The organism is Planctomycetia bacterium, assembly GCA_034440135.1.
GTDB lineage: Bacteria > Planctomycetota > Planctomycetia > Pirellulales > JALHLM01 > JALHLM01.
Window position 1 is genome coordinate 31,647 of record JAWXBP010000223.1, and the last position, 21,063, is coordinate 52,709.

The following is a 21,063-nucleotide window of genomic DNA, read 5'->3' on the forward strand; positions in this document are numbered from 1 at the left end:
GCAGTTACTTAAGCGACGCCAAATCCTGAAAAAATTCCGGATAGGTCTTCGCCGTGCAGCCGGGGTCGTTGATGACGACGCCGGGGATGCGCAGGCCGGCCAGGGCGAGGCTCATCGCCATGCGGTGATCGTCATAGGTGTCGATTGCCGCGCCGTGCAACGGCCCGGGAGTAATCTTCATCCCGTCGGCGAATTCTTCGACCGTCGCGCCGAGCTTGCGCAATTCGGTCGCCATCGCCGCGATGCGATCCGTCTCTTTGTGGCGGATGTGGCCGACGCCGGTGATCGTCGTCGGGCCGTCAGCGAAGAGAGCCACCGCGCCGAGCGTTTGCACGGTATCGCTGATCGCGTTCATGTTGACGTCGGTCCCGTGGAGCGCACCGCTGCGCACCGTGGTGCGATTGTGAACATCGTCGAACTCGACGTCGCAGCCCATTTGCGCGAGGACGTCGGCAAAGGCGATGTCTCCTTGGAGGCTTTGTCGCGAGAGCCCGTCCACTGTGGCCTGGCCGCCGGCGATCGCTGCGGCGCCGAAGAAGTAGCTGGCCGCCGAGGCGTCCGGTTCGATGGCGTACTCGCGCGGCTCGTAGCGCCGCGCGCCGCGAATCTTGAAGTGACTCAGATCCGGTGCGATTTCGACGGCGATGCCAAAGGACCGCATCACCGCCAGCGTCATGTGAATGTACGGTTGCGAGACGAGTACGCCGTCGACGGACAACTCGACGTCCGACAACGCGCAGGGCGCCGTCATCAAGAGTCCGCTCAGGAACTGGCTCGAAACATCGCCGCGCACGCGGGACTTACCGCCGGGTAGTCCATTCGCTTCGACGCGGACCGGCGGGCAGCCCGTGCCGAGCTCGCACGTCAGCTTCGCGCCAAGTTGTCGCAAAGCGTCGAGCTGATCCTCGATCGGCCGCTCACGCATTCGCGCGACGCCGTCCAGTCGATACACGCCACGGCCCAGCGTGACGAGCGCCGTGAGGAAGCGGACCGTCGTACCGCTATTGCCGACGAAGAGATCGGCTTCCCTCGCGGAAATGCGCCCGCCGCAACCATCTACCGTCAGCGTTCGCGCCTCGGCGCTGTGATCCACAGCGATGCCGAGCTTGCGGAGGCAATCGACCATCACGCGCGTGTCGTCGCTGTCGAGTGCGCCGGAGAGCGTCGAGCGCCCAGCCGCGAGCGCCGCGCAGACCAGCGCGCGATTCGTGATACTCTTCGACCCCGGCGGGCGAATCGTGGCGTTTAAGGGGCCACGGGGCGTAATCGCGATACTTGGGGACAAGGGAGTTCTGCCGCGAGCCATCGGCAGGATACAAAGAATAATGTTGGTGACGCCTGCCTTGATTGTCGCCTTTCGCTCTGCGAAAGGAAGCCCTTTCGCGGAGCGAAAGGCGACAATGGCCAGCTCGCAATCGCATGATTCGCTGCCTAGCCCGGCCCGATCGGCGTGGTCGGCTCGCTCCCGTCTTCCACCCAGATCCAGCCGTATTGCGTGTTCGTGGGGCTGGGGTTGCGGTCGTATTCTTTGCGGAGTTGACTGAAGCGGTCGTGTTCGATGGCCTTGCGCTGGGCGTTGGGGTCCAGCTCGAACAGCTTCGCCGCGTTGAGGCCGAAGATTTGGTTTTTGATCTCGGGCGTCAGGTCGGAGTAGCCGAACTTGTCGCGGAGTTCGTCGGTCATTTTCAGGCGGCGCAAGCGTTCGATCTGGCTCTGCGGACTGCCGCCCCAGATGGAATCGGTGCCCCAGAGGATGTGATCGGCCCCGGAGACCTGGATCATCTGCCCGAGCATGTGCAAGCACTTTTCCGGTGCGAATGCGGAGAGTTGATTAAACGTGCTGCCGAGCTCGAAGTAGATGTTCTTGATGTTCGGGTTGGCCTTCAAGTCCTTAAGCAGGTCGCTCGTCCAGGGGATGTACTGCGGATCGCCTTCTTTCATCCACTTCGCGTCGCCGCCGAAGCCCACGAACGCGGAGTGATAGACGATGAAGTTCAAATCCGGCCAATCGCGGGCCGCTTTCACGAGGTCTTTCGGCCGGCAGTGTTCTTCGTTGAAGAGGCCGAGCGGCAAACCCTTGTGGACGCAGCAGTTCTTGATGCCGAGGGCCTTGGTTTTTTCCCAGCAGGGATAGGCGACCTTTTCGTCGTCCATCCACCAGGCTTCTTCACCGATTTCGGCGCCGGTGTACATCTTCCAGGCGCGGATGCCGAGCACCTTGACCTGGCGCTCCATTTCGTCCAGTTCGCTGCTGCCGAGATTCGGGCGCACGAGACCGTGGGCGAGCACGCGCTCCGAACCCGCCAGGCGATTCACGTGATCGCGCGTGGCCGCCATCTGATCCGGCGGCAACGGGTTTTTGTTCCATTCGCGCGTCGGCACGCCGGAGATGACGGCCATCACCGTGTCGCTGTCGAAGAAGATCTCTTTGACGTAGTGATCCAGATTGAGCCGGTTGAGACTGTCGTCCAGATCGCCTTCGATGCGGATCAGCTTGAAGAACTCGGCGAATTTCTTGCCGTCGGGCGTGTCGTTGTACCAATTCTTGTTGACGTCGACGTGATGCGTCTGCACGTCGAAAATGAATTGCTCTTTGGGCCAACGCTCGCGGACCTTGCCCATGTCTTCCAGTTCGTCGGCCTGCACTTCGTAGTACGGGCCGTAGACCTGGTTCAGCGCGAGCATGGCGGCGGCCATCCCGCAGCCGGTGCGGAGAAAATCGCGCCGGCTCATGTTCAATCGCGTGGCGGCGCGCTCGGCTAATGCCCAGAGACGCAGTTCGACTTGCTTCTGTTCATCCGACTGCGGCGGCGGCACAAATTCTTCGTTGGACGCGATCCGCATCGGAATCGGCGGACGCTCCTCAACATTCGCGTCCAATTCACACTGTCGAACCCACATGGCCGCCTCGGGATATTGTTGCTGTGAGCCGGAATTCGGTCAGCGGCGGAATGACGAATTTCTAAATCTGAATGTCGAATGAACGACGAATGCCTAAATGTCGAATGAGTTTGGCCATGCTTTGGCTTAGGTCATTCGAGCTTCGTCATTCGGACTTGATTCGACATTCGGATTTAGAAATTCGTCATTCCTCACTACGCCGGTTCTGGAATAAGCGCTCTGTAACTACGGCTTCGGCGTATCCAGCACGTCTTCGCCGGGCGCGGCGACGTCGGCCGCTGCCTTCGGCACGCCGTCGGCCAGCATGTAGTCCATGTAGCCGATCATCATTTCTTCCCAGGTCTGATCGCCCCAGTGGACTTCAATCTTGGGGTCCGGATTCGCCGGGTTGTTGGGCGAGTTGTCGTAGTGCGCCACGCACTGAATCTTCGTGCCCTGGGGGACGAACCGTGGTTCCGGCAGCCGGTAGGTGCTCTGCCAGTTGAAGTCGTACTGGGGCACGGAAAGCAGGACTTCCTGCTTTCCATCCGGGAACGTGGCCTTGTACTCGAAATCTTTGCCGCGCACGTGCATGTGCGGGGAGAAGGAAAGCAGATAGACGTCGGCCGGCACCGTCAACTGCGACTTTACTTCGTGATGCGAGGCCCCCGGCGGAATCTGCAAGCGCACGTTGGCCAAGCCGCGCGTGCGGGCTTCGTACTTGGGCGGCTCGTCTCCCTTGTAAAGAATCAGCCCGATTTGCGAGCGATCTTTCTCTTCCTTGCCGGTGGGCGTGTAATGCATTTGCCAGACGATTTTGGATCCCTTCGGAATCTTGCGCGCCACGCCCGGCGGCAGCACGAGCGGCATATCTCCCGGCGCCGTGGCGACGATCCATTGATCCTCGAAACGGCGCGACGGTTCTTTGCCCGGCTCTTGGTAGAAGGCGATGATGTGATGCACCGCAGCGCGGTTGCCCGGGCGTGCTTCGGCGGCTTGAATCCAAACGTCCTCTTCAAAGTTCGTTTCGGTCGTGAAGTAGCGATACGGCACGGTGCCAGAGGCGGGGACGCTTACGTCTTCCGGCATTTCGAAGATGATGTCCGGCTTGCCGATCGTCCAGCCGTCGGCGTATTCGACGGTCGTCGGCAGATCCTTGTCGTCGCCGCGCGGCATGCCAGCGTCGACCCAGGCGACCAGCGTGTCGATTTCCTGTTCGGTCAGCCGTCGATCATTCGAGAACGTGCCGTAACGCGGGTCGGCGTGCCAAGGCGGCATCTGGCGGCGCTGCACGACTTCCTTGATCATCTCGCCGTGGTTCATCACGTCGTCGAACGAGAGCATCTCAAACGGCGCGGCGGTGCCGGCGTGGTGGCATTTCTGGCAGTTCTCTTGGACGATCCGCGCGACTTCCTTCGAGTATGTCACGTCGGCATTGATTTCTTTCGCGGACGGGAACGAGATCAGGCAGCCGACCGGTTCGGTTTCGGCGATGGTCACTGGCTTGCCGGCCAAATGCTCGTCGATGGCTTCCGCCAAGTCGTGGCGCGTGGCTTCGTTGCGCTTGTAGTCGACGCCGTAGCGATCGTCGATGCGCCCGCGATAGCGCACCGCGGCGCGGTCGTCGAGCAACAACACTTCGGGCGTGCGAGTGACGCCCAATGTCTGGGCGACACGTCCGCCGGCGTCGATCCAGACCGGCAACTTGAGGCCGAACTCTTCGGCGTGTTTGGCGATCTCTTCGGCCGTGTCGGTCGGGTTGGCATTGATCGCAATGAACCGGACCCCTTGGTCGCGATACTTCTCCTGCATGGCGACCAAGTCCGGGACGTACAGATTCGCCACCGGGCATTCGGTCCCCAAGAACACGAGCACGACTGCTTTCTGGTCGCGGAAATCCGCCAGGGCTTGCGTCTGGCCGGCAGCGTCAGCCAGCACGAAGTTGGGCACCCGAGTGCCGACCGGTACATTCGCCCTGGCCTGCGGCCCGAAAGCCGAAATCGCGGTGAGCAGGGTGAGAGCTACCGAACACGCGCCGCGAACCGTCCCGAATTGCCGCATCGCAGCCAACCTCCTCAAAAGTGTCGAGTGTCCCGAGGGCGCGCAGCCAAAGCGCGGTCGGAAGCCCGATTATAACGGAAATACCCGAGCCAAGTGATGGCGGTTTCACGCTTGTTTTTTGTGACAATTCGACCGCTCAAGCGCTTTAATGCTTAAGTGACGCCTTCCACCACGGCGTTGCGCACGCGCTTTGTGTCCAAAAACTGGCCGCCCATGGCTAATTTGTGTACGCTAGAAGGAGGAGCGGCGCACGTCGGGGGAGGGATTCTGACGGAAGTCCGTGCCGACCCTCCTTTCCGACGGAACAGCGGCAATTTTCGGCAGCAGCCACGATGTCCGACCAGGACTCCTCCAGTACGTCGACCGCCGTTGCGGAGCCCGAGAGCGCCGCCACGGCTGCGCCCCGTTCCGAAACGCTGGAGCAGCTCGACCAACTGGAGCAGGCCGGCAAGCTCGACTGGCTGACCACGGCCCCCAGTTGGCTGTTCAGCGCCGTCGTCCATTTACTGGTAATCCTGGCCCTTGGGCTGATGATGCTGCCCGAGATCAAGCAGCAGGTGCGGAACCTGGTCGCCACGACGGTCAGCGACGAAGAGGGCCTGACCGACGTGGCGGCGCTCGATTTGCCGCAGCCGGCCTCGCTCGACGCCACGGAAACCGAACTGTCCGTGCCGACCGAGGTCACCGGGTTGAGCGAGAGCATCGGCGTCTCCGAAATCAGCGATGCGCCCGCCGCGAGTCTGGCGGTGGAACTCGACGCCCCGGGGCTGAATTCCGGCTCGTCGGATCTGATGAGCGAAATCGGCAGCTCCGTCGGGTCAGGGCTTGCGGGACGTGGCGAGGGGATGCGCAAGCGGCTCGTCATCGAACGCGGCGGCACAGGCGAAAGCGAAGCTGCGGTGGCTCGGGCGCTCGCATGGCTGGCCGCCCATCAGAACCAGGACGGCAGTTGGAGCTTCGATCACACACAGGGCGATTGCCAAGGCCGCTGCGGCAATCCTGGCATGCTCGGCAACCGCGCGAATCTTGGCGCAACCGGCATCGCATTGATGCCGTTTCTGGGGGCCGGCAACACGCACCGCGAAGGGAAGTACAAGGAGGTCGTGCAAAGCGGCCTGTACTTCCTGATGAACAACATGCACGCGCACGAAAACGTGCCGGGCGCTCTGAATGACCCGGTCCCGGCTGGCATGTATTCACATGGTATTTGCGCCATCGCGCTGTGCGAAGCCTACGGTATGACCGACGACAAAGGCCTGGAAGGTCCGGCTCAGGCTTCGCTCGATTTCATCACCTACGCGCAAGACCCGGTCGGTGGCGGGTGGCGTTATCTGCCGAGACAACCAGGCGACACGTCGGTGGTCGGTTGGCAGTTGATGGCGCTCAAGAGTGGGCAGCTGTCGTATTTGCGAATTGATCCGCGGACCGTGGCCGGCGCGAGCCATTTTCTCGACACGGTGCAAACCGACAGTGGCGCCGGCTACGGATATCAGAACCCGCCCGCCGGCACGGCGACGACCGCCATTGGTTTGCTGTGCCGCATGTACATGGGCTGGAAGCGGGACCACGCTGCTTTGATGCGCGGCGTGCAAACGCTGAGCGATCGCGGGCCTTCCGATAGCGACATGTATTACAACTACTACGCCACGCAGGTGATGAGCCACTTCGGCGGCGACCCGTGGGAGAAGTGGAATCCCAAAATGCGGGACTTCCTCGTCAAGGAACAGGCCGCTGGCGGACATGAATTGGGCAGCTGGCATTTCAGCGGCGGCGCTCACGGCGACCGAGAAGGAGGCCGGCATTATTCGACCGCCCTGTCGACGATGATCCTCGAAGTCTATTACCGCCACATGCCGATCTACCAGGAACAGGCCGGCGAAGAGAAATTCCAGGATTGACAGCGGCGAAAATCGCCTTCCGCCATCGACTGTGGGAGGCGTCTCCGACGCCGATGAAACGGACGCGGGCGGTGAATTCGCGTCGTTTTGCTAGACCTGCTTTCCCAATCGGCGTCGGAGACGCCTCCCACAGGCACGTGTCGTATCTCGCCGTTGCCGTATAATTCGGTTCGACGCCACTGAACCGGACCCTCTCTCGCCCATGGACGAGCCTCTTCCTCAGCAGGACGCCGAACTTCCGCCCGATGGCGGCGTTGATAGCGTCGGCACCTTTGGGTTCCGCCGCGCCTTGTCGAAGGTGCGCGAGTTTCCCCGCGCGCCAGGCATTTATCTGATGAAGGACTCGGCCGGCCGGGTGATCTACATCGGCAAGGCCAAGAATCTCCGTGCCCGGGCCGGGAGTTACTTTCTCAAGGCGGCGGCCGCGGACCGGCGGACGACCGACCTAGTGCGGGAAATCTGCGACATCGATTTCATTGCCGCCGAGAGCGAGGTGGACGCATTGTTGCTCGAAGCGCGATTGGTGAAGGACGTTCAGCCGAAATACAACAAAGACCTGCGCGACGACAAGTCGTTCCCGTATTTGCAGATCACGACCGGCGAGGATTTCCCCACGGTCGAGTTCACGCGGGAGCCGGCGCAAAAGGGCGTCAAGCTCTACGGCCCGTTCCTGAGCGCCGGCAGTCTGCGCGGCGCGATTCAGGTGTTGCAGAAGATTTTCAAGTTCCGCAACTGCACGCTGGACATCCGCGACGGCGACCCGCGCTGGCGGTGGTATCGCCCCTGTTTGCTGGCGAGCATCAACCAATGCACCGCGCCGTGCAACCTGCGAATCACGAAAGAGGAATATCGCAAGGACATCGATCGGCTGCGGATGTTTCTGGAAGGCAAGAAAGAAGCGCTGTTGAAATCGATGCGCGAAGAAATGGCGTCCGCCTCGAAGGAACTGCGGTTCGAAAAAGCGGCGCGGTTGCGGGATGAAATCCAGATGCTGAAAACCCTCGACCGCCGCGGCAAACTCGACAAGCACGTCCAGCCGGAGGTGTTCTTCATCGACCCGAAGAAGGGACTCGCCGGCTTGAAAAAAGTGCTCAAGCTGGAGAAGAAGCCGCGCGTGATTGAAGGGGTCGATATCGCCCATCTCGGCGGCGGCGAAACGGTGGCCAGCCTAGTGCAGTTCATCGACGGGCTACCGTTCAAGCCCGGCTACAAGCGGTTCCGCATCCGGGGCGTCGAGGGGATCGACGATTTCCAGAGCATCCACGAAGTGGTGCTGCGCCGCTTCACGCGGCTGCGCGACCAGGACGAGTCCTTCCCGGACATCCTGCTAATCGACGGCGGCAAAGGCCAGCTCAACGCCGGCATGGACGCCTTCCGCACGCTCGGCGTGGAACCGCCGACGGTAATCTCGCTGGCGAAAAAGGAAGAAGAAATCTTCCGCCCCGGCGAAAGCGAACCACTCAAGCTCAGCCGCCACGCGTACGCCTTGCGGTTACTACAATACGTCCGCGACGAGGCCCACCGCTTCGCGCAGCATTATCATCACATCTTGCGGAAGAAGTCTCAGTTGGGGGATTGAGAAGTAGGTCAGGCATACCGCGCCCAATGCCCGCGCGTGTTCTTGCACGACAACGTAAGCGGAGGAACGTTCCATCATGCGGGGATTGCCTGACGGGAGCGACGTCGATACTAAGTCAGGCAATCCCAGCTCGGCGCTTCGGTAGTCGCTGCCAACCACCGCCTTGGGCATGCATCACCTATCAGTATGAATTTTACCTGACCTACAATTCTGCATATCACCAAATAATGATGGAGTCAGAGCGGGGATTGCCTCGCAGAATTGGAGCTACTTGATGCGACGAGCCCTAACGCTATTGGAAGTCCTGATTGTCCTATTCATCATTGCCGGCCTACTGGCGTTGCTGACACCGGCGCTCATGCGATCAAGAGAATCCGCGCGGCGGGCGAATTGCGAGAGCAATCTTCGCCAACTCAGCATGGCGATGCGGATGTACATTGACGCTTATCGGCGCGTGCCGGAGCGGCCTGACGGAGTTCAACTGGGCGGATGGTCGGTGGCCTTATTGCAATTCCTGGAGCAGAAGGAGACGGCGGCGGCGATTATGGCCGGCTCGCCGGTGGCGAACGAATTGCCCACGATCTTGCGCTGCCCTTCCGTAGTGCGAGAAACAGAATCTGGAATCCCCCGTGCACATTACGCCTTGGCGACCAACTCCAACCGCGATGTCTGGAGGATTGGCGATGCTCCGTTGGGTTTCGGCGAGCACTGGCTATCCGGTCCAGAAGTTCATTTCGATGACTGGCGGACCAAGCCTGGCCCGCATAGTGGCGGTTCGCTCGTAACGAGTACCGATAGCTCCGTGGAATTTCACTCGCCTTGATTCAATTCGGTAGGTCAGGCATGTCGCGCCCAAAGCCAGCGCGCCGTCTTGCACGATTGTGAAAGCGATTGACAGTTCCATCATGCGGGGATTGCCTGACGGGAGCGACGTCGATACCAAGTCAGGCAATCCCAACTCGGCGCACCGGCAGCCGCTGCTAACTACGGCCTTGGGCACGCAGCGCCTATCAGTATGAATTTTGCCTGACCTACAATTTTTGACCATGAAACCGATTCGGCGTTGGAATCAGTTCACGTTTCGCACGCTGTGGCTGGCGCTGACCGTGCTGTGCGTGGGGCTCGGCCTCGATGCTCATCATGGGCAATGGATTCGGCAGCGCCGCGCGGCCTTGAACATTCCTGGCGTGCAAAGCTTCTCGGCTTCCGGGCACGACCTCTTTGCACGATCGACGGCGCCGGGCGGATTGTGGCTGTTTGGCGATCGCGGCCGCACGATCATCCGAATCACGGTGGAACCATTTCCTGACGACCAGCTCCAACGGCTGCGGCGTCTCTTTCCCGAAGCGAAATTCGACGTGCTGCACAACGGCCGCTATCAACAGCTACCAGCATGGTCAAATAAATGAACCGTCCCTATGCAACCCCTACTTCACCTACCCACTCCTACTTCGCCTACTTCCTCCGCTTCCTTGACAACCGCCGCCTCTAACCGCGACACTTGGTAGCGGTATCTCCCGCTTTCCAAGGACCGTCTCATGTTGCTCGCTCAGGCTCAGGATGAAATCGGGGTTGGCAGCTGGATCATCATCATCGGCTTGCTGATCGCGGCCGTCGTCGGTTTAGTGTTGTTCGCGATGCTGGTGCGGTTTTTCCGCCTGTATATCCAGTCGGTCACCACGGGGGCAGGCATCGGGCTCTTGGACCTGATCACCATGTCGATCCGCAAGGTGCGGCCCGAGGTGATCGTCCGCAGCAAGATCATGGCCGTGCAGGCGGGCATGGGGGATAGCACTGGGATCACCCGGCGAGCGCTGGAGGCCCATTACCTGGCGGGCGGAAACGTGCCGCTGGTCATCAAGGCCATTATCGCCGCCAACAAAGCCAAGATCATCGACCTGGATTTCAAGCTCGCCACGGCCATCGACCTGGCCGGGCGGAATATCCTCGAAGCGGTCCAGACCAGCGTTTATCCGAAGGTCATCGAGTGCCCCGGCAAAAACTCCGGCCGGGAATCGCTCGACGCCGTGGCCAAGAACGGCATCCAATTAAAGGTCAAAGCTCGCGTCACAGTGCGGGCGAATCTCAAGCAATTGATTGGCGGTGCGACCGAAGAGACCATTATCGCCCGCGTCGGCGAAGGTATCGTCAGCGCGATCGGTTCCGCCGAAACGCACCTGATGGTGCTGGAGAACCCGGACCGGATTTCCAAGGCGGTGCTGCACCGCGGGCTGGACAGCCTGACGGCGTTCGCGATCGTTTCGATCGACATCGCCGATATCGACGTGGGGGATAACATCGGCGCGCGCTTGCAGGCCGACCAGGCCGAGGCGGATACACGGGTCGCCCGGGCAGCAGCCGAAAGCCGGCGCGCCATGGCCGTCGCTCAGGAGCAGGAAATGGTCGCCAAGATCGAAGAAAGCCGGGCCAAGCTCGTCGCGGCCGAGGCGGAAGTGCCAAAGGCGATCGCGGAATCGTTCCGCTCCGGGATGTTGGGCATCATGGATTACTACCGGCTGCGCAACGTGCAGGCCGATACGGAAATGCGGAGCTCGATTGCCGGCACCGGCGCTCAGAGCAGGACGCAGCGGACCTCGGCGGGGGCGCCGGTATCATGACGGATTGGGCGATCATACTCGGCTGGGCGCCGCTCCTGGCGGCCGACCTCGAAACGTGGCTCAAGCTCACGTTCGCGGCCGTGGCGGGCTTGATCTGGATCGTCAACCAGTTGGTCAACAACGCCAAAAAGAACCAGGCCCCGCCCGTTCCCCGTCCGGCGCAGCCGCCGGTGCCGCAGCGTCCGCAGCCAGGCTTGGAAGATGTGCAGGATTTTCTGCGCCGCGCCGCCGAGCAACGCCAACGCGAGGCACAGCGTGCCGCACAGCCGCCCAAGCCGAAGCAACAGCGACCGGCGACGCCGAAGAAAGCCCCCGCGCAGACCCCGAAGAAACCGCGACAGCTTGCCAAGCCGCTCTCGGCCGAGGTCGTGGCCGAACCGATGCGCGAACGCAGCGTCGGCGAACACGTGCAAAAACACCTGGATTCGAGCCAGTTCCAGCAGCGCAGCAGTCACCTCTCGCAAGTGGCGGAAGCGCCGTCGCAAATCGGCTCGCACCTGCAGCACGTGTTCGATCACCAGGTCGGCCGGCTCACGACGGGGACCGAGTCCGACGATGATCCTGCTACGGAGGGCGCCGCCGTCCCGGTCACGGCTGCGGCCGCGATTGCCCGGATGTTGTCCCAACCGGAATCGGCCAAACAGGCGTTCATCCTGGGCGAGATCTTCCGCCGTCCGGACAGTACGCGATAGCTGCCCGTTCAAAGCACCACACTAGCCCGACGCGCAAGCGAGGGGGAGTGGACGTCGACCATGAGTACGGCCGGTACTCTCAGTTCACGCCAACTCCCCCTCGCTTGCGCGTCGGGCTAGTTTAGATGGGTCAGGGGCGACAATTCGGGAACTGGACCAGCGCGATCCATCCATGAATGAGTTTGATGGGCAACTCGTGGACGAAGCGTGCTATCCGTGTACCAGGGCTCATCGATGGTTCGCGCGGGCGCAATGCGTTTTGTTGCTAACGATTCTGTACTTGGTTGTTTACCCTCGCGATACAAGGATGTTTTTCGTACTGGCGGGGTTTTTCGTGGTTCTCGGAGCCGGAAGCGAAATGATCTACTGGCATGTGCGCAAAACGTGCTCGGAAGTCCTCGCCCACGGCAAATGGAGCCCTGGCGTCGTGACCGCGAAGCGTTTCACGCGCCGGTGGTCCAATCAGTACATGACGGTCGCTGTCGAAGTAGATGGACAATCGTACGAACGTGAGGCCATCGTCGCTTCAAAAACGTATTATCGATTTCAAGTTGGGCAGGCGGTTCAAGTGCTTCGCGATCGCCAGCCGGGCGGCCGCTGGGTCCTTCTAAAGGACGCCGCCGACGTTCATGCCAAAGTCGATCGCTAAACCCTTCTCAACACTGCATTTGCGACTTGTTCTTCGGCTGCGGCGGCGATTGAGAATTGGCTGGAAATCCGGTAAGATAAGCGGCTCGCAAAGGCGGCTTGCCGGATGCTGGCAAGACGCGCAAGCGATGGGGAAGGAACGCCGGGCTTCAGCGCGCGGTTTTCGGCCTTTGTCTCGCGCTTTCTCCCCCTCGCTGGCGCTGCGGGCTGGTGTGGGCTGCTTGCTCATTCTTGAAAGGATTGATCCTTGGCTGACGACGACGATTCGGATGATGGCTTGCAGCCGGCGCCGCCGGTCGACGATCCGGGTGGCAACGCTCCGGGTACGCGGATTGTCGAGTTGCAGATCGAGGATGAGCTGAAGGACAGCTACCTGACGTACGCGATGAGCGTGATCGTCAGCCGTGCGCTGCCGGACGTGCGCGACGGGCTTAAGCCGTCGCAACGGCGGATTCTGGTCGCCATGAACGACCTGAACCTTACGCCGGGCGCGAGCCGCGTGAAATGCGCGAAGATCTCCGGCGACACCAGCGGCAACTACCACCCGCACGGCGAAAGCGTCATCTACCCGACGCTGGTGCGCATGGCGCAAGAGTGGAACATGCGCCATGTGCTGATCGATAAGCAGGGCAATTTCGGCTCCATCGCCGGTCTCCCCGCGGCCGCCATGCGATACACGGAAGCCCGACTGTCGACCGCCGCGGCGATGATGCTGGAGGACTTGAAGCTCGATACGGTCGACTACATTCCGACCTATGACGAGCGTCACATGGAGCCGGTCGTGTTGCCGGCCAAGTTTCCGAACTTGCTGATCAACGGCGCGATCGGCATCGCCGTCGGCATGACGGCTTCGATCCCGCCGCACAACTTGCGCGAGGTCTGCGCCGCGGTGGTCCGCCTGATCGACGAACCGGCCACGTCGATCGACGAATTGATGGAGATTATCCCCGGCCCCGACTTCCCCACGGGCGGCATCGTCTGCGGGCGCTCGGGCATTCGCCGCGGCTACTACACCGGCCGCAGCACGATCGTGCTCCGCGCGCGGACGCGCGTCGAGGCACACGGCAAGGGACGCACGCGGATCATCGTCAGCGAGATCCCGTATCAGCAGGCGCGCGATCGCGTGGAAGAGCGGATTGCGCAGTTGATCAACGAGGACAAGATCAAGGGCATCTCCGCCCAGCGCAACGAAAGCGATCTGAACGAGCCGGTGCGGTTGGTGCTGGAACTGAAGCGTGACGCCGATCCGGATATCGTGCTGAACCAACTTTACCAGTTCTCGCCGCTGCAGGAATCGTTCTCGTTCATCCTGCTGGCGCTGGTCGACGGCAAGCCGCGGACGCTGAACCTCAAAGAACTGCTGGAAGAGTTCATTCGTCACCGTGTGACGGTGATCCGCCGGCGGACCGAGTTCCTGCTCAACAAGGCGCGGCAGCGGAAGCACACGGTCGAAGGGTTGTTGCTCGCGCACGCCAACATCGACGAGATCATTCGCATCATCCGCTCGTCGAAGACGCAGCCGGAAGCCAAGACGCGCTTGATGGGGGTCGAATGCCCGGCGGCGATGATGAAACGCGCGTTGGGCGACGACGGCTTCGCGGTATTTCAAGCGGAGCGCGGCGTGGCAGGCGTGTATACGCTGACCGCAGTGCAAGCCGACGCGATTCTGCGAATGACGCTCGGGCAGTTGGTCAATTTGGAGCAAGAAAAGCTCGGCGAGGAATATCGCGAGCTGCTGGCGGAGATCACTGAGTATCTGCGGCTCCTCTCGGACGAGCAGCATATTCTGAGGATCATCCGCAACGACATGGAGGAAGCGACCAAGAAACTCGGCGACGATCGGCGGACCGAAATCTCCGGCGAAGAACTCGGCGATATCGACCTGGAAGATCTAATCACCGAAGAGAACATGGTGGTCACGATCAGCCATCAGGGCTACATCAAGCGCACGCCGGCCAGCACTTATCGTGCACAGCGCCGCGGCGGCAAGGGCTTGAAGGGCGCATCGGCCGACGAAGAAGATCCCATCCAGCATCTGTTCGCCGCCAGCACGCACGACTACCTGCTGTTCTTCACGAACCGCGGCCGCGTTTACTGGCAAAAGGTCTACGGACTCCCGCAACTCGCTCGGGAAAGCCGCGGCCGGGCGATTGTCAATTTGCTGAACCTGGCCGAAGGCGAACGGATCGCGGAGTGCATGAATGTCCGCGATTTCGATCAGCCCGATCACTACTTGATCATGGCCACGCGCTTGGGGTTGGTGAAGAAGACCGACCTGTCCGCGTTCCGTCGGCCGCTCAAGGGAGGCATCATCGCTATCAAGCTCCGCGAAGACGACGAGCTGGTGGACGTGGCGATCACCAAGCCCGGCGATGAAATTGTGCTTTCTACTTCGACCGGCATGGCGATTCGTTTCAAGCAGGAAAGCGCCCGATCCATGGGACGCAATTCCAGCGGCGTGAAGGGGATTAAGCTCAGCGCCGGTGACGCGGTGGTCGGCATGGTGGTGGCGGACCCCGACGCGACGCTGCTCACCGTTTGCGAGAACGGCTACGGCAAGCGTACCCCGTTCGGCCCGAACAGCGCGGACGAGATCGCCGATGAAGACGCCGGCGAGGAAGTAACCGCCGTCGAGCCAGCCCCCGCCGAAGAACCAGACGAAGCCGCGGAAGGGAATACGTCGGGCCAGCGCTATCGCACGCAGGGGCGCGGCGGCAAGGGCCTGCGCGACATCAAGGCCACGAAGCGCAACGGCCCCGTGGTGAGCGTGGTGAGCGTGAACGACGAAGACGAACTGCTGATGATCACCGCTCGCGGCAAGCTCCAACGCATGGCGGTGAACGAGATCAGCATCATCGGCCGCAATACGCAAGGCGTACGGATCATGGCGCTCGACGAGGAAGACACCGTGGCCGGCGTGGTCCGCGTTCCACGCGATGAAAGCACGACGGAAGAAGCAAGCTAGTGCGGCCGCCATCTGCCTAAAATAGAGCCGGGAGCGTCAGCGACCGGAGTGAACCAGTTGTGGCACGGTCTCCCGACCGTGCCACCGGGCCGACCGAAGGTCTCCAATTCCGGACGTCGCTGGACCTGCCGTGGCAAGGTCGGGAGACCGTGCCACAACAAAGCGACGCTTCCGGCTCCAAGTATCGTGCTGTTCAACAATGACCAAAACCGCGCTCATTACTGGCATCACGGGGCAGGACGGCTCGTATTTGGCCGAGTTGCTGCTGGAACAGGGCTACGCCGTGCATGGCGTGGTGCGGCGCGCGAGTACGCCAAACTTGGAGCGCATCGCGCACTTGCAGGAGCGCATCACGCTGCACCCAGGCGATTTGCTCGATCAGATGTCGCTGGTGCGAGTTCTGGAATCCGTCCAGCCCACCGAAGTCTATAACCTCGCGGCGCAAAGTTTCGTCCCGGCGAGCTGGGAGCAGCCCCTGCTCACCGGCGACGTCGACGCCTTGGGCGCGGCGCGGATGCTCGAGGCGATTCGCACCGTCGGCGCCGAGGGCGTCCGCTTTTATCAGGCCAGTTCCAGCGAGATGTTCGGCCGCGTGGCCGAGGAACCGCAAAGCGAGCCGACGCCGTTCTATCCGCGCAGCCCGTACGGCGTCGCCAAGCTGTACGCGCATTGGATTACGGTCAATTACCGCGAAAGCTACGGGATGTTCGCCTGTTCGGGCATCCTGTTCAATCACGAATCGCCACGGCGCGGACTGGAATTCGTCACGCGCAAAGTCACCAACGCCGCGGCGCGGATCAAGCTCGGCCAGGCGCAGAGGTTGACGCTCGGCAATCTCGCAGCGCAGCGCGACTGGGGCTTCGCCGGCGATTTTGTCCGCGCGATGTGGCTGATGCTGCAACAGCCCGAGCCCAAGGATTATGTGATCGCCACCGGCCGCAAACATTCGGTGCAGTCGCTGGTCGAACTGGCCTTCGGCCACGTGGGACTCGACTGGCGCAAGCATGTCGAGACCAAGCCGAGTCTGCTGCGACCGGCGGAAGTCGACCATCTGCGCGGCGACGCCGGCCTCGCCAAACAAGAGCTCAATTGGGAGCCGACAGTGACCTTCGAGGAACTCGTGCGGATGATGGTCGAGGCGGATTTGGAAAAAGAAACGACGAGAACTTAAAGCTGGGAATCGGCCCTGCCGCGACCAATTGCCATTTAGCTTCGCTGCCCCACCACTCTCCCTCTTACCTCTGCGTCTCAGCGCCTCCGCGGTGAAGCGGTTTTGCCCGTGAAAGCATTCATTACAGGAATCACGGGTTTCGTCGGCGGACACCTCGCGGAGCATTTGCTCGCGACCGGCGACGAAGTGATGGGGCTATCAACGTCAGGCCGTTGGCCAGAACGGACGCCGGATGAACTGGTTCGCCACGTGCGCCTCGTGCAAGGCGATCTATCGTCGGACGAAATGTTGCAAAGCCTGAATCAGGCGGCTCGCGACTTCGCCCCCGACTGCGTTTATCACCTGGCGGCGATCAGCGTGCCGAGCGAATGCGGCGGCGCGGAGCCGACGCCCCGAGCGATCGCGGCGAACGTCGACGGCACGCGGCGCGTGTTGGAATGGGCGGCGGCGCGATCGATTCGCGTGCTCGTCGTCAGCACCAGCCATGTCTATGCTCAGCCCAGTTCGCGCGACGCGCGAGCCAGCGAGGATGATCCGCCGCGGCCAAAGAACGCGTATGGAACAACCAAGTTGTTGGCGGAGCGAATCGCGCTCGAAGTCGTCCGCGCCGGCCACGTGGATGCCATCGTCGCCCGGGCGTTTCAACATACCGGGCCGCGACAAGGCGGACGTATGATGCTGCCGGAATGGTCGGCGCAGCTTGCCAGCGGGGCAGACAAAATTACGGTGCGCAATCGCGATACCTGGATCGACCTGAGCGACGTCCGCGACGTGGTGCGGGCCTACCGACTATTAGTGGAACATGGTCGAAGGGGCGAGATCTACAACGTGGGAAGCGGCGTTCCGCGGCGCACGGGAGATATTCTTGGCCAGCTTATCCAACTCGCCGGACGAGCGGTCGAAGTTGAAGAAAAGACGCCCGGCGAACGCTTCGACGCGATCGCCGCTATTGGCAAGATACAACAAGTGACCGCCTGGCAGCCAGAAGTGCCCATCGAGCAAACGATTCGCGACGTGTGGGCGTGGCATACCAACCCGAAGCGCTAACGAAGAGGAGTAGACGTCGGTCTCAGCGCAAAGCTCAGCGCAAAAGCAGTGTAATCTCCCCCTCACTGGTGATTCGGGTTGGTGTAGAATTCCTGACGTGAAAATCGCGCTCATGATTACCTGCCTGGGAGACGTGCTGCGGCCCGAGGCTGGGCAGGCGACAGTGCGGCTGTTGCGCCGGCTGGGACATGAGGTCAGCTTTCCCGAGCGGCAAACCTGTTGCGGGCAACCGTTCTACAACAGTGGGTTCAGCGACTACGCCCGGGAGCAAGCAAAGTTCACCATCGAGGTATTTGAACACGCCGAGGTCGTGGTCGCGCCGTCCGGATCGTGCGCGGCGATGGTCAGGGTGGAATACCCGCACTTGCTCGAAGCCGAGCCGGAGTGGCATGCGCGCGCGCAGCGGCTGGCCGAGAAGACCTATGAGCTGAGCGAGTTTCTGGTAAACCGGCTGGGCGTCGTCGACGTCGGCGCGCGATACGAAGGTCGCGTGACGTATCACTACGCCTGCCACCTGCGCGGGTTGGGCATGACGGACGAGGTCGAGCGGTTGATTCGCCACGTGGCTGGCGTGACCTTCGTACCGATTGAGCGCGCCGATCAATGCTGCGGCTTCGGCGGCTCCTTCGCCGTGCGCTATCCGGACATCTCCACGGCCATGGTCGACGGCAAAGTCGAATGCATCACCGCAACCAGCGCCGACGTGGTCGTCTCCACGGACGCCGGCTGCCTGATGAACATCGGGGGGCGACTACGGAGACTCGGCAAGCCGATCGAGGTGCTGCATATCGCGGAGTTGCTGGAGAGAAGGTAGGGGGAAATGACGAATTTCTAAATTCGAATGTCGAATCAAATCCGAATGCCCAAATGACGAAGGATCGCGATGGCGCGCTTCAGTCATTTGAGTTTCGACATTCGTCATTCCTTCAAACTGTCCGTCAGCAGCAGTCCTTCGATTTCGATGACGCTCGCGCGAAGATCGCCGAGCGCGGTGAGGTAGGCCAGATTGACCTGGAAAAATGTGCGCTGCGACGTGAGGCGGGTGAGGTAATCGAACTCGCCCTGTTGCCAGCCCGCGGTGACGAGCCGCAGTGATTCCTCGGCGGCCGGCAGGATGGACTTCTCGTAGCGATCCACTTGCTGCCGCGCGTTGCTGTAGCGCTCGAAGGCGGCGGCTAGGCGTTGTTGCAGATCCAACTCGACGCGGCTGACGTTGGTCTGCGCGGCGGCCACGTCGGCCTGAGCGCGGCGGACGCCTCCTTGATTGCGATTCCAGAGCGGCAGCGGAAACGTCGCCTGCACGCTGATGTTCGCTTCGTCCGTCACCTGGTTTTGCTGAATCAACGTCTGCACGTTGATATTCGGCGTCGGTTCCGCGAGTTCTCGCTGCAGCGTCCAACGCGCGCGGACGACCTGAGCGAGCGAGGCGGCCCGTTCCGGGCTTTCCGCGTAGAGGCGATCGACCATGGAATTGAAGTCGAGCGTCGGGATGGCGCCCTGCAAGCTGCCGGCCAGCGGTTGGGGCGCCAGATACGGCATTCCGACCACTGCCGCCAGTTGTCGCCAGGCGGAAAGGTAACGATTTCCGGCATTGATCGCGGTGATCTGCGCGTTTTGAACTTCAATCTGCGCTTGCAGCAAGTCGATGCGGTTGCCTTCCTCGGCCTTGCGCAACGCCTCGGCCGTGCGAGCACCTTCTTCGGCAACGAATTGCAATCTTCCCGCCAAGTCACGGGACTGCTGCGCGACCAGCACGTCGTAGAAGCGCAGCCGCACGTCGTTGACGACGCGCATTTGCATCCCGCGCAATTGCTGGTCGCGGGTGCGGACCTCGGCCGCGGCGGCGGCGCGATTCAAGCGCAGCTTGCCACCGGTGACAAACTCCTGTTCGACGTATCCGCCTTGCTGGCCGGCCGTGCCGAGATCGCCCATCTGATTACCGGAATAGCCCACGACCGGGTTTGGCGGCAGGCCGGATTGAAGCCAATCGCCCCGAGCCGCCCTGAGCTGCGCCGTCGCACGCCCGAGGCCAGGGTGATTCGACATCGCGAAGTCTTCTAGCTCTGCCAACGTCATGGCCGGCCGCTGCGCCCGTGCGGCGTTTTGAACAACACGGAGATTCGCCACCGTTGCGTCGCGCTCCGGCTGCGCAGCGACGCAAATCGCCGGCGCGATAGCAACCAGGGCGAACAACGGCAGTGTGGCAAACGTGGTGCGCATTCGGGAACAGTCCGATGACTCAGCGGCCGCCGTGAGAGTCGGCAACGGGCAATATCGATCATCGGACCGCGAGAATCGCCAGCCCGAGAGCATTCGGCGCAGCCGCGAAAGCTTGCGCAGCTTGCCACTTTAGAGCCAATCCCAGAACCTAATGGGGTGGCTGGGGTCGAATGTACTCATTCGCCCCAGGCGCTACACGCTGGAGGCGAGCGAGTACGCTCGTCCCCAGCCACTCACGCTTAATTCAGATTCTGGGATTGGCTGTTAACCAAGTGCATTCAAATACGGCCGCGGCCGCTGCAGATGTTCGCGGACATAGTCGCGCACCGAGTCTTCCAGGCTGGGGAAATCGACCGGGCAGCCCGTTGCGCGGAGTTTGCCCATTTCTGCTTGGGTGAAATACTGATAGCGGCCGCGGAGCGCCTCGGGCAGGTCGATGTACTCGATCCGCGCGGGAAGCTCCATCGCGGCGAAAACCGCCCGAACCAGGTCGTTCCAAGTGCGGGCGACGCCGGCGCCGAGATTGAACAGGCCGCCGACTTGGCGATGTTCGATCAGCCAGGCGATGGCGTCGACGCAGCTTTTCACATAGATGAAATCGCGCTGCTGGCCGCCGTCGGGATAGTCGGGCCGCTCGGACTTGAATAACCGCACGACGCCTTGCGCGCGAATCTGGTGGAACGCTTTGAAGACGACACTCGCCATGTCCGCTTTGAGGTACTCGTTCGGCCCGAAGACATTGAAGAACTTGAGGCCGACGATCTTGTCGAACGCGCCGTTGCGTAGCGCCCAAAGATCGAAGAGTTGTTTGGAGTAACCGTATTTGTTGAGCGGCAACAGAGTCGGCGTCGCGCGATCGTCGTCCGAGTAACCACGGTCGCCGTCGCCATAGGTGGCGGCGCTGCTGGCGTAGATGAAGCGGACGTCGCGCGCCAGGCACCACTCGGCCAACGTGCGCGTGTAGCGATAGTTGTTCCGCATCAGGAAATCGGCGTCCCGCTCCGTCGTGCTGGAGCACGCGCCCAGGTGGACGATGGCCTCCGGCCGTGTTTCCCAGCGATCCTCTTCGACGCGACGAAGAAATTCGTCTTTGTGCAGATAGTCGGCGAATCGCAGCGCGGAGATATTTTGCCACTTCTCGTCGCACCCCAATTCGTCGACGACGAGCAAATCCGTGCGGCCGAGTTGATTCAGCTTCCAGACGAGCGCGCTGCCGATAAAACCTGCTCCGCCGGTGACGACAATCATGCTGGTTCGCTCAATCCGTGTCGAGATTCGTTGCGC

16 protein-coding genes are annotated in these 21,063 nt (G+C 61.8%); 11 read left to right on the forward strand and 5 right to left on the reverse strand.

Going from position 1 to position 21,063, the window contains the following annotated elements:
- Positions 1-4 precede the first annotated feature (4 nt).
- From aroA to SGJ19_12900, 3 genes are all read right to left on the reverse strand, one after another.
- Positions 5-1,306 carry a 3-phosphoshikimate 1-carboxyvinyltransferase gene (gene aroA, locus SGJ19_12890; GenBank protein ID MDZ4781143.1) on the reverse strand — a complete coding sequence of 434 codons (1,302 nt, stop codon included), beginning with the start codon at positions 1,304-1,306 and terminating at the stop codon, positions 5-7.
- Between the two features lie 125 nt (positions 1,307-1,431).
- A complete protein-coding gene (locus SGJ19_12895; GenBank protein ID MDZ4781144.1) occupies positions 1,432-2,901 on the reverse strand; it encodes an amidohydrolase family protein in 1,470 nt (489 codons plus the stop codon).
- Positions 2,902-3,126: 225 nt separating this feature from the next.
- The gene (locus SGJ19_12900) at positions 3,127-4,941 is read right to left on the reverse strand and encodes a redoxin family protein (protein ID MDZ4781145.1); all 1,815 of its coding nucleotides are present in this window, start codon (positions 4,939-4,941) and stop codon (positions 3,127-3,129) included.
- Positions 4,942-5,273: 332 nt separating this feature from the next.
- On the opposite strand from SGJ19_12900, the gene SGJ19_12905 reads away from it, so the two are divergent.
- From SGJ19_12905 to SGJ19_12955, 11 genes are all read left to right on the forward strand, one after another.
- Positions 5,274-6,839, forward strand: a complete 1,566-nt coding sequence (locus SGJ19_12905) for a prenyltransferase/squalene oxidase repeat-containing protein (GenBank protein ID MDZ4781146.1) — start codon at positions 5,274-5,276, stop codon at positions 6,837-6,839.
- A 202-nt stretch (positions 6,840-7,041) separates the two neighbouring features.
- On the forward strand, positions 7,042-8,418 hold the full coding sequence (locus SGJ19_12910; GenBank protein ID MDZ4781147.1) for an excinuclease ABC subunit UvrC: 1,377 nt from the start codon (positions 7,042-7,044) through the stop codon (positions 8,416-8,418).
- A 274-nt stretch (positions 8,419-8,692) separates the two neighbouring features.
- Entirely contained in the window at positions 8,693-9,241 is a 549-nt protein-coding gene (locus tag SGJ19_12915; GenBank protein ID MDZ4781148.1) for a DUF1559 domain-containing protein, read from the forward strand.
- A 223-nt stretch (positions 9,242-9,464) separates the two neighbouring features.
- Positions 9,465-9,827: a hypothetical protein gene (locus tag SGJ19_12920; protein MDZ4781149.1), complete on the forward strand. Its 363-nt coding sequence runs from the start codon at positions 9,465-9,467 to the stop codon at positions 9,825-9,827.
- A gap of 129 nt (positions 9,828-9,956) precedes the next feature.
- The gene (gene floA / locus SGJ19_12925) at positions 9,957-11,036 is read left to right on the forward strand and encodes a flotillin-like protein FloA (protein ID MDZ4781150.1); all 1,080 of its coding nucleotides are present in this window, start codon (positions 9,957-9,959) and stop codon (positions 11,034-11,036) included.
- On the forward strand, positions 11,033-11,728 hold the full coding sequence (locus SGJ19_12930; protein MDZ4781151.1) for a hypothetical protein: 696 nt from the start codon (positions 11,033-11,035) through the stop codon (positions 11,726-11,728). Before floA ends, SGJ19_12930 begins: the two co-directional genes overlap by 4 nt.
- Positions 11,729-12,086: 358 nt before the next feature.
- A complete protein-coding gene (locus tag SGJ19_12935; GenBank protein MDZ4781152.1) occupies positions 12,087-12,377 on the forward strand; it encodes a hypothetical protein in 291 nt (96 codons plus the stop codon).
- A 339-nt stretch (positions 12,378-12,716) separates the two neighbouring features.
- Entirely contained in the window at positions 12,717-15,341 is a 2,625-nt protein-coding gene (gene gyrA, locus SGJ19_12940) for a DNA gyrase subunit A (GenBank protein ID MDZ4781153.1), read from the forward strand.
- 199 nt (positions 15,342-15,540) lie between these two features.
- A complete protein-coding gene (gene gmd / locus SGJ19_12945) occupies positions 15,541-16,512 on the forward strand; it encodes a GDP-mannose 4,6-dehydratase (protein ID MDZ4781154.1) in 972 nt (323 codons plus the stop codon).
- A gap of 108 nt (positions 16,513-16,620) precedes the next feature.
- Positions 16,621-17,559: an NAD-dependent epimerase/dehydratase family protein gene (locus SGJ19_12950; protein ID MDZ4781155.1), complete on the forward strand. Its 939-nt coding sequence runs from the start codon at positions 16,621-16,623 to the stop codon at positions 17,557-17,559.
- Positions 17,560-17,656: 97 nt separating this feature from the next.
- A complete protein-coding gene (locus SGJ19_12955; GenBank protein ID MDZ4781156.1) occupies positions 17,657-18,373 on the forward strand; it encodes a (Fe-S)-binding protein in 717 nt (238 codons plus the stop codon).
- 104 nt (positions 18,374-18,477) lie between these two features.
- Here the strand turns inward: SGJ19_12955 and SGJ19_12960 are convergent, their stop codons facing one another.
- Positions 18,478-19,779: a TolC family protein gene (locus tag SGJ19_12960; GenBank protein ID MDZ4781157.1), complete on the reverse strand. Its 1,302-nt coding sequence runs from the start codon at positions 19,777-19,779 to the stop codon at positions 18,478-18,480.
- A gap of 264 nt (positions 19,780-20,043) precedes the next feature.
- A complete protein-coding gene (gene rfaD, locus SGJ19_12965; protein MDZ4781158.1) occupies positions 20,044-21,027 on the reverse strand; it encodes an ADP-glyceromanno-heptose 6-epimerase in 984 nt (327 codons plus the stop codon).
- Positions 21,028-21,063 lie beyond the last annotated feature (36 nt).

Excerpts from the sequence above, each read along its gene's own strand:
- aroA (MDZ4781143.1), bottom strand. The coding sequence starts at position 1,306 with ATGGCTCGCGGCAGAACTCCCTTGTCCCCAAGTATCGCGATTACGCCC.
- SGJ19_12900 (MDZ4781145.1), bottom strand. The coding sequence starts at position 4,941 with ATGCGGCAATTCGGGACGGTTCGCGGCGCGTGTTCGGTAGCTCTCACC.
- floA (MDZ4781150.1), top strand. The coding sequence starts at position 9,957 with ATGTTGCTCGCTCAGGCTCAGGATGAAATCGGGGTTGGCAGCTGGATC.
- SGJ19_12920 (MDZ4781149.1), top strand. The coding sequence starts at position 9,465 with ATGAAACCGATTCGGCGTTGGAATCAGTTCACGTTTCGCACGCTGTGG.
- rfaD (MDZ4781158.1), bottom strand. The coding sequence starts at position 21,027 with ATGATTGTCGTCACCGGCGGAGCAGGTTTTATCGGCAGCGCGCTCGTC.
- gmd (MDZ4781154.1), top strand. The coding sequence starts at position 15,541 with ATGACCAAAACCGCGCTCATTACTGGCATCACGGGGCAGGACGGCTCG.
- SGJ19_12930 (MDZ4781151.1), top strand. The coding sequence starts at position 11,033 with ATGACGGATTGGGCGATCATACTCGGCTGGGCGCCGCTCCTGGCGGCC.
- SGJ19_12915 (MDZ4781148.1), top strand. The coding sequence starts at position 8,693 with ATGCGACGAGCCCTAACGCTATTGGAAGTCCTGATTGTCCTATTCATC.
- SGJ19_12935 (MDZ4781152.1), top strand. The coding sequence starts at position 12,087 with ATGATCTACTGGCATGTGCGCAAAACGTGCTCGGAAGTCCTCGCCCAC.
- SGJ19_12910 (MDZ4781147.1), top strand. The coding sequence starts at position 7,042 with ATGGACGAGCCTCTTCCTCAGCAGGACGCCGAACTTCCGCCCGATGGC.
- SGJ19_12960 (MDZ4781157.1), bottom strand. The coding sequence starts at position 19,779 with ATGCGCACCACGTTTGCCACACTGCCGTTGTTCGCCCTGGTTGCTATC.
- SGJ19_12895 (MDZ4781144.1), bottom strand. The coding sequence starts at position 2,901 with ATGTGGGTTCGACAGTGTGAATTGGACGCGAATGTTGAGGAGCGTCCG.
- SGJ19_12905 (MDZ4781146.1), top strand. The coding sequence starts at position 5,274 with ATGTCCGACCAGGACTCCTCCAGTACGTCGACCGCCGTTGCGGAGCCC.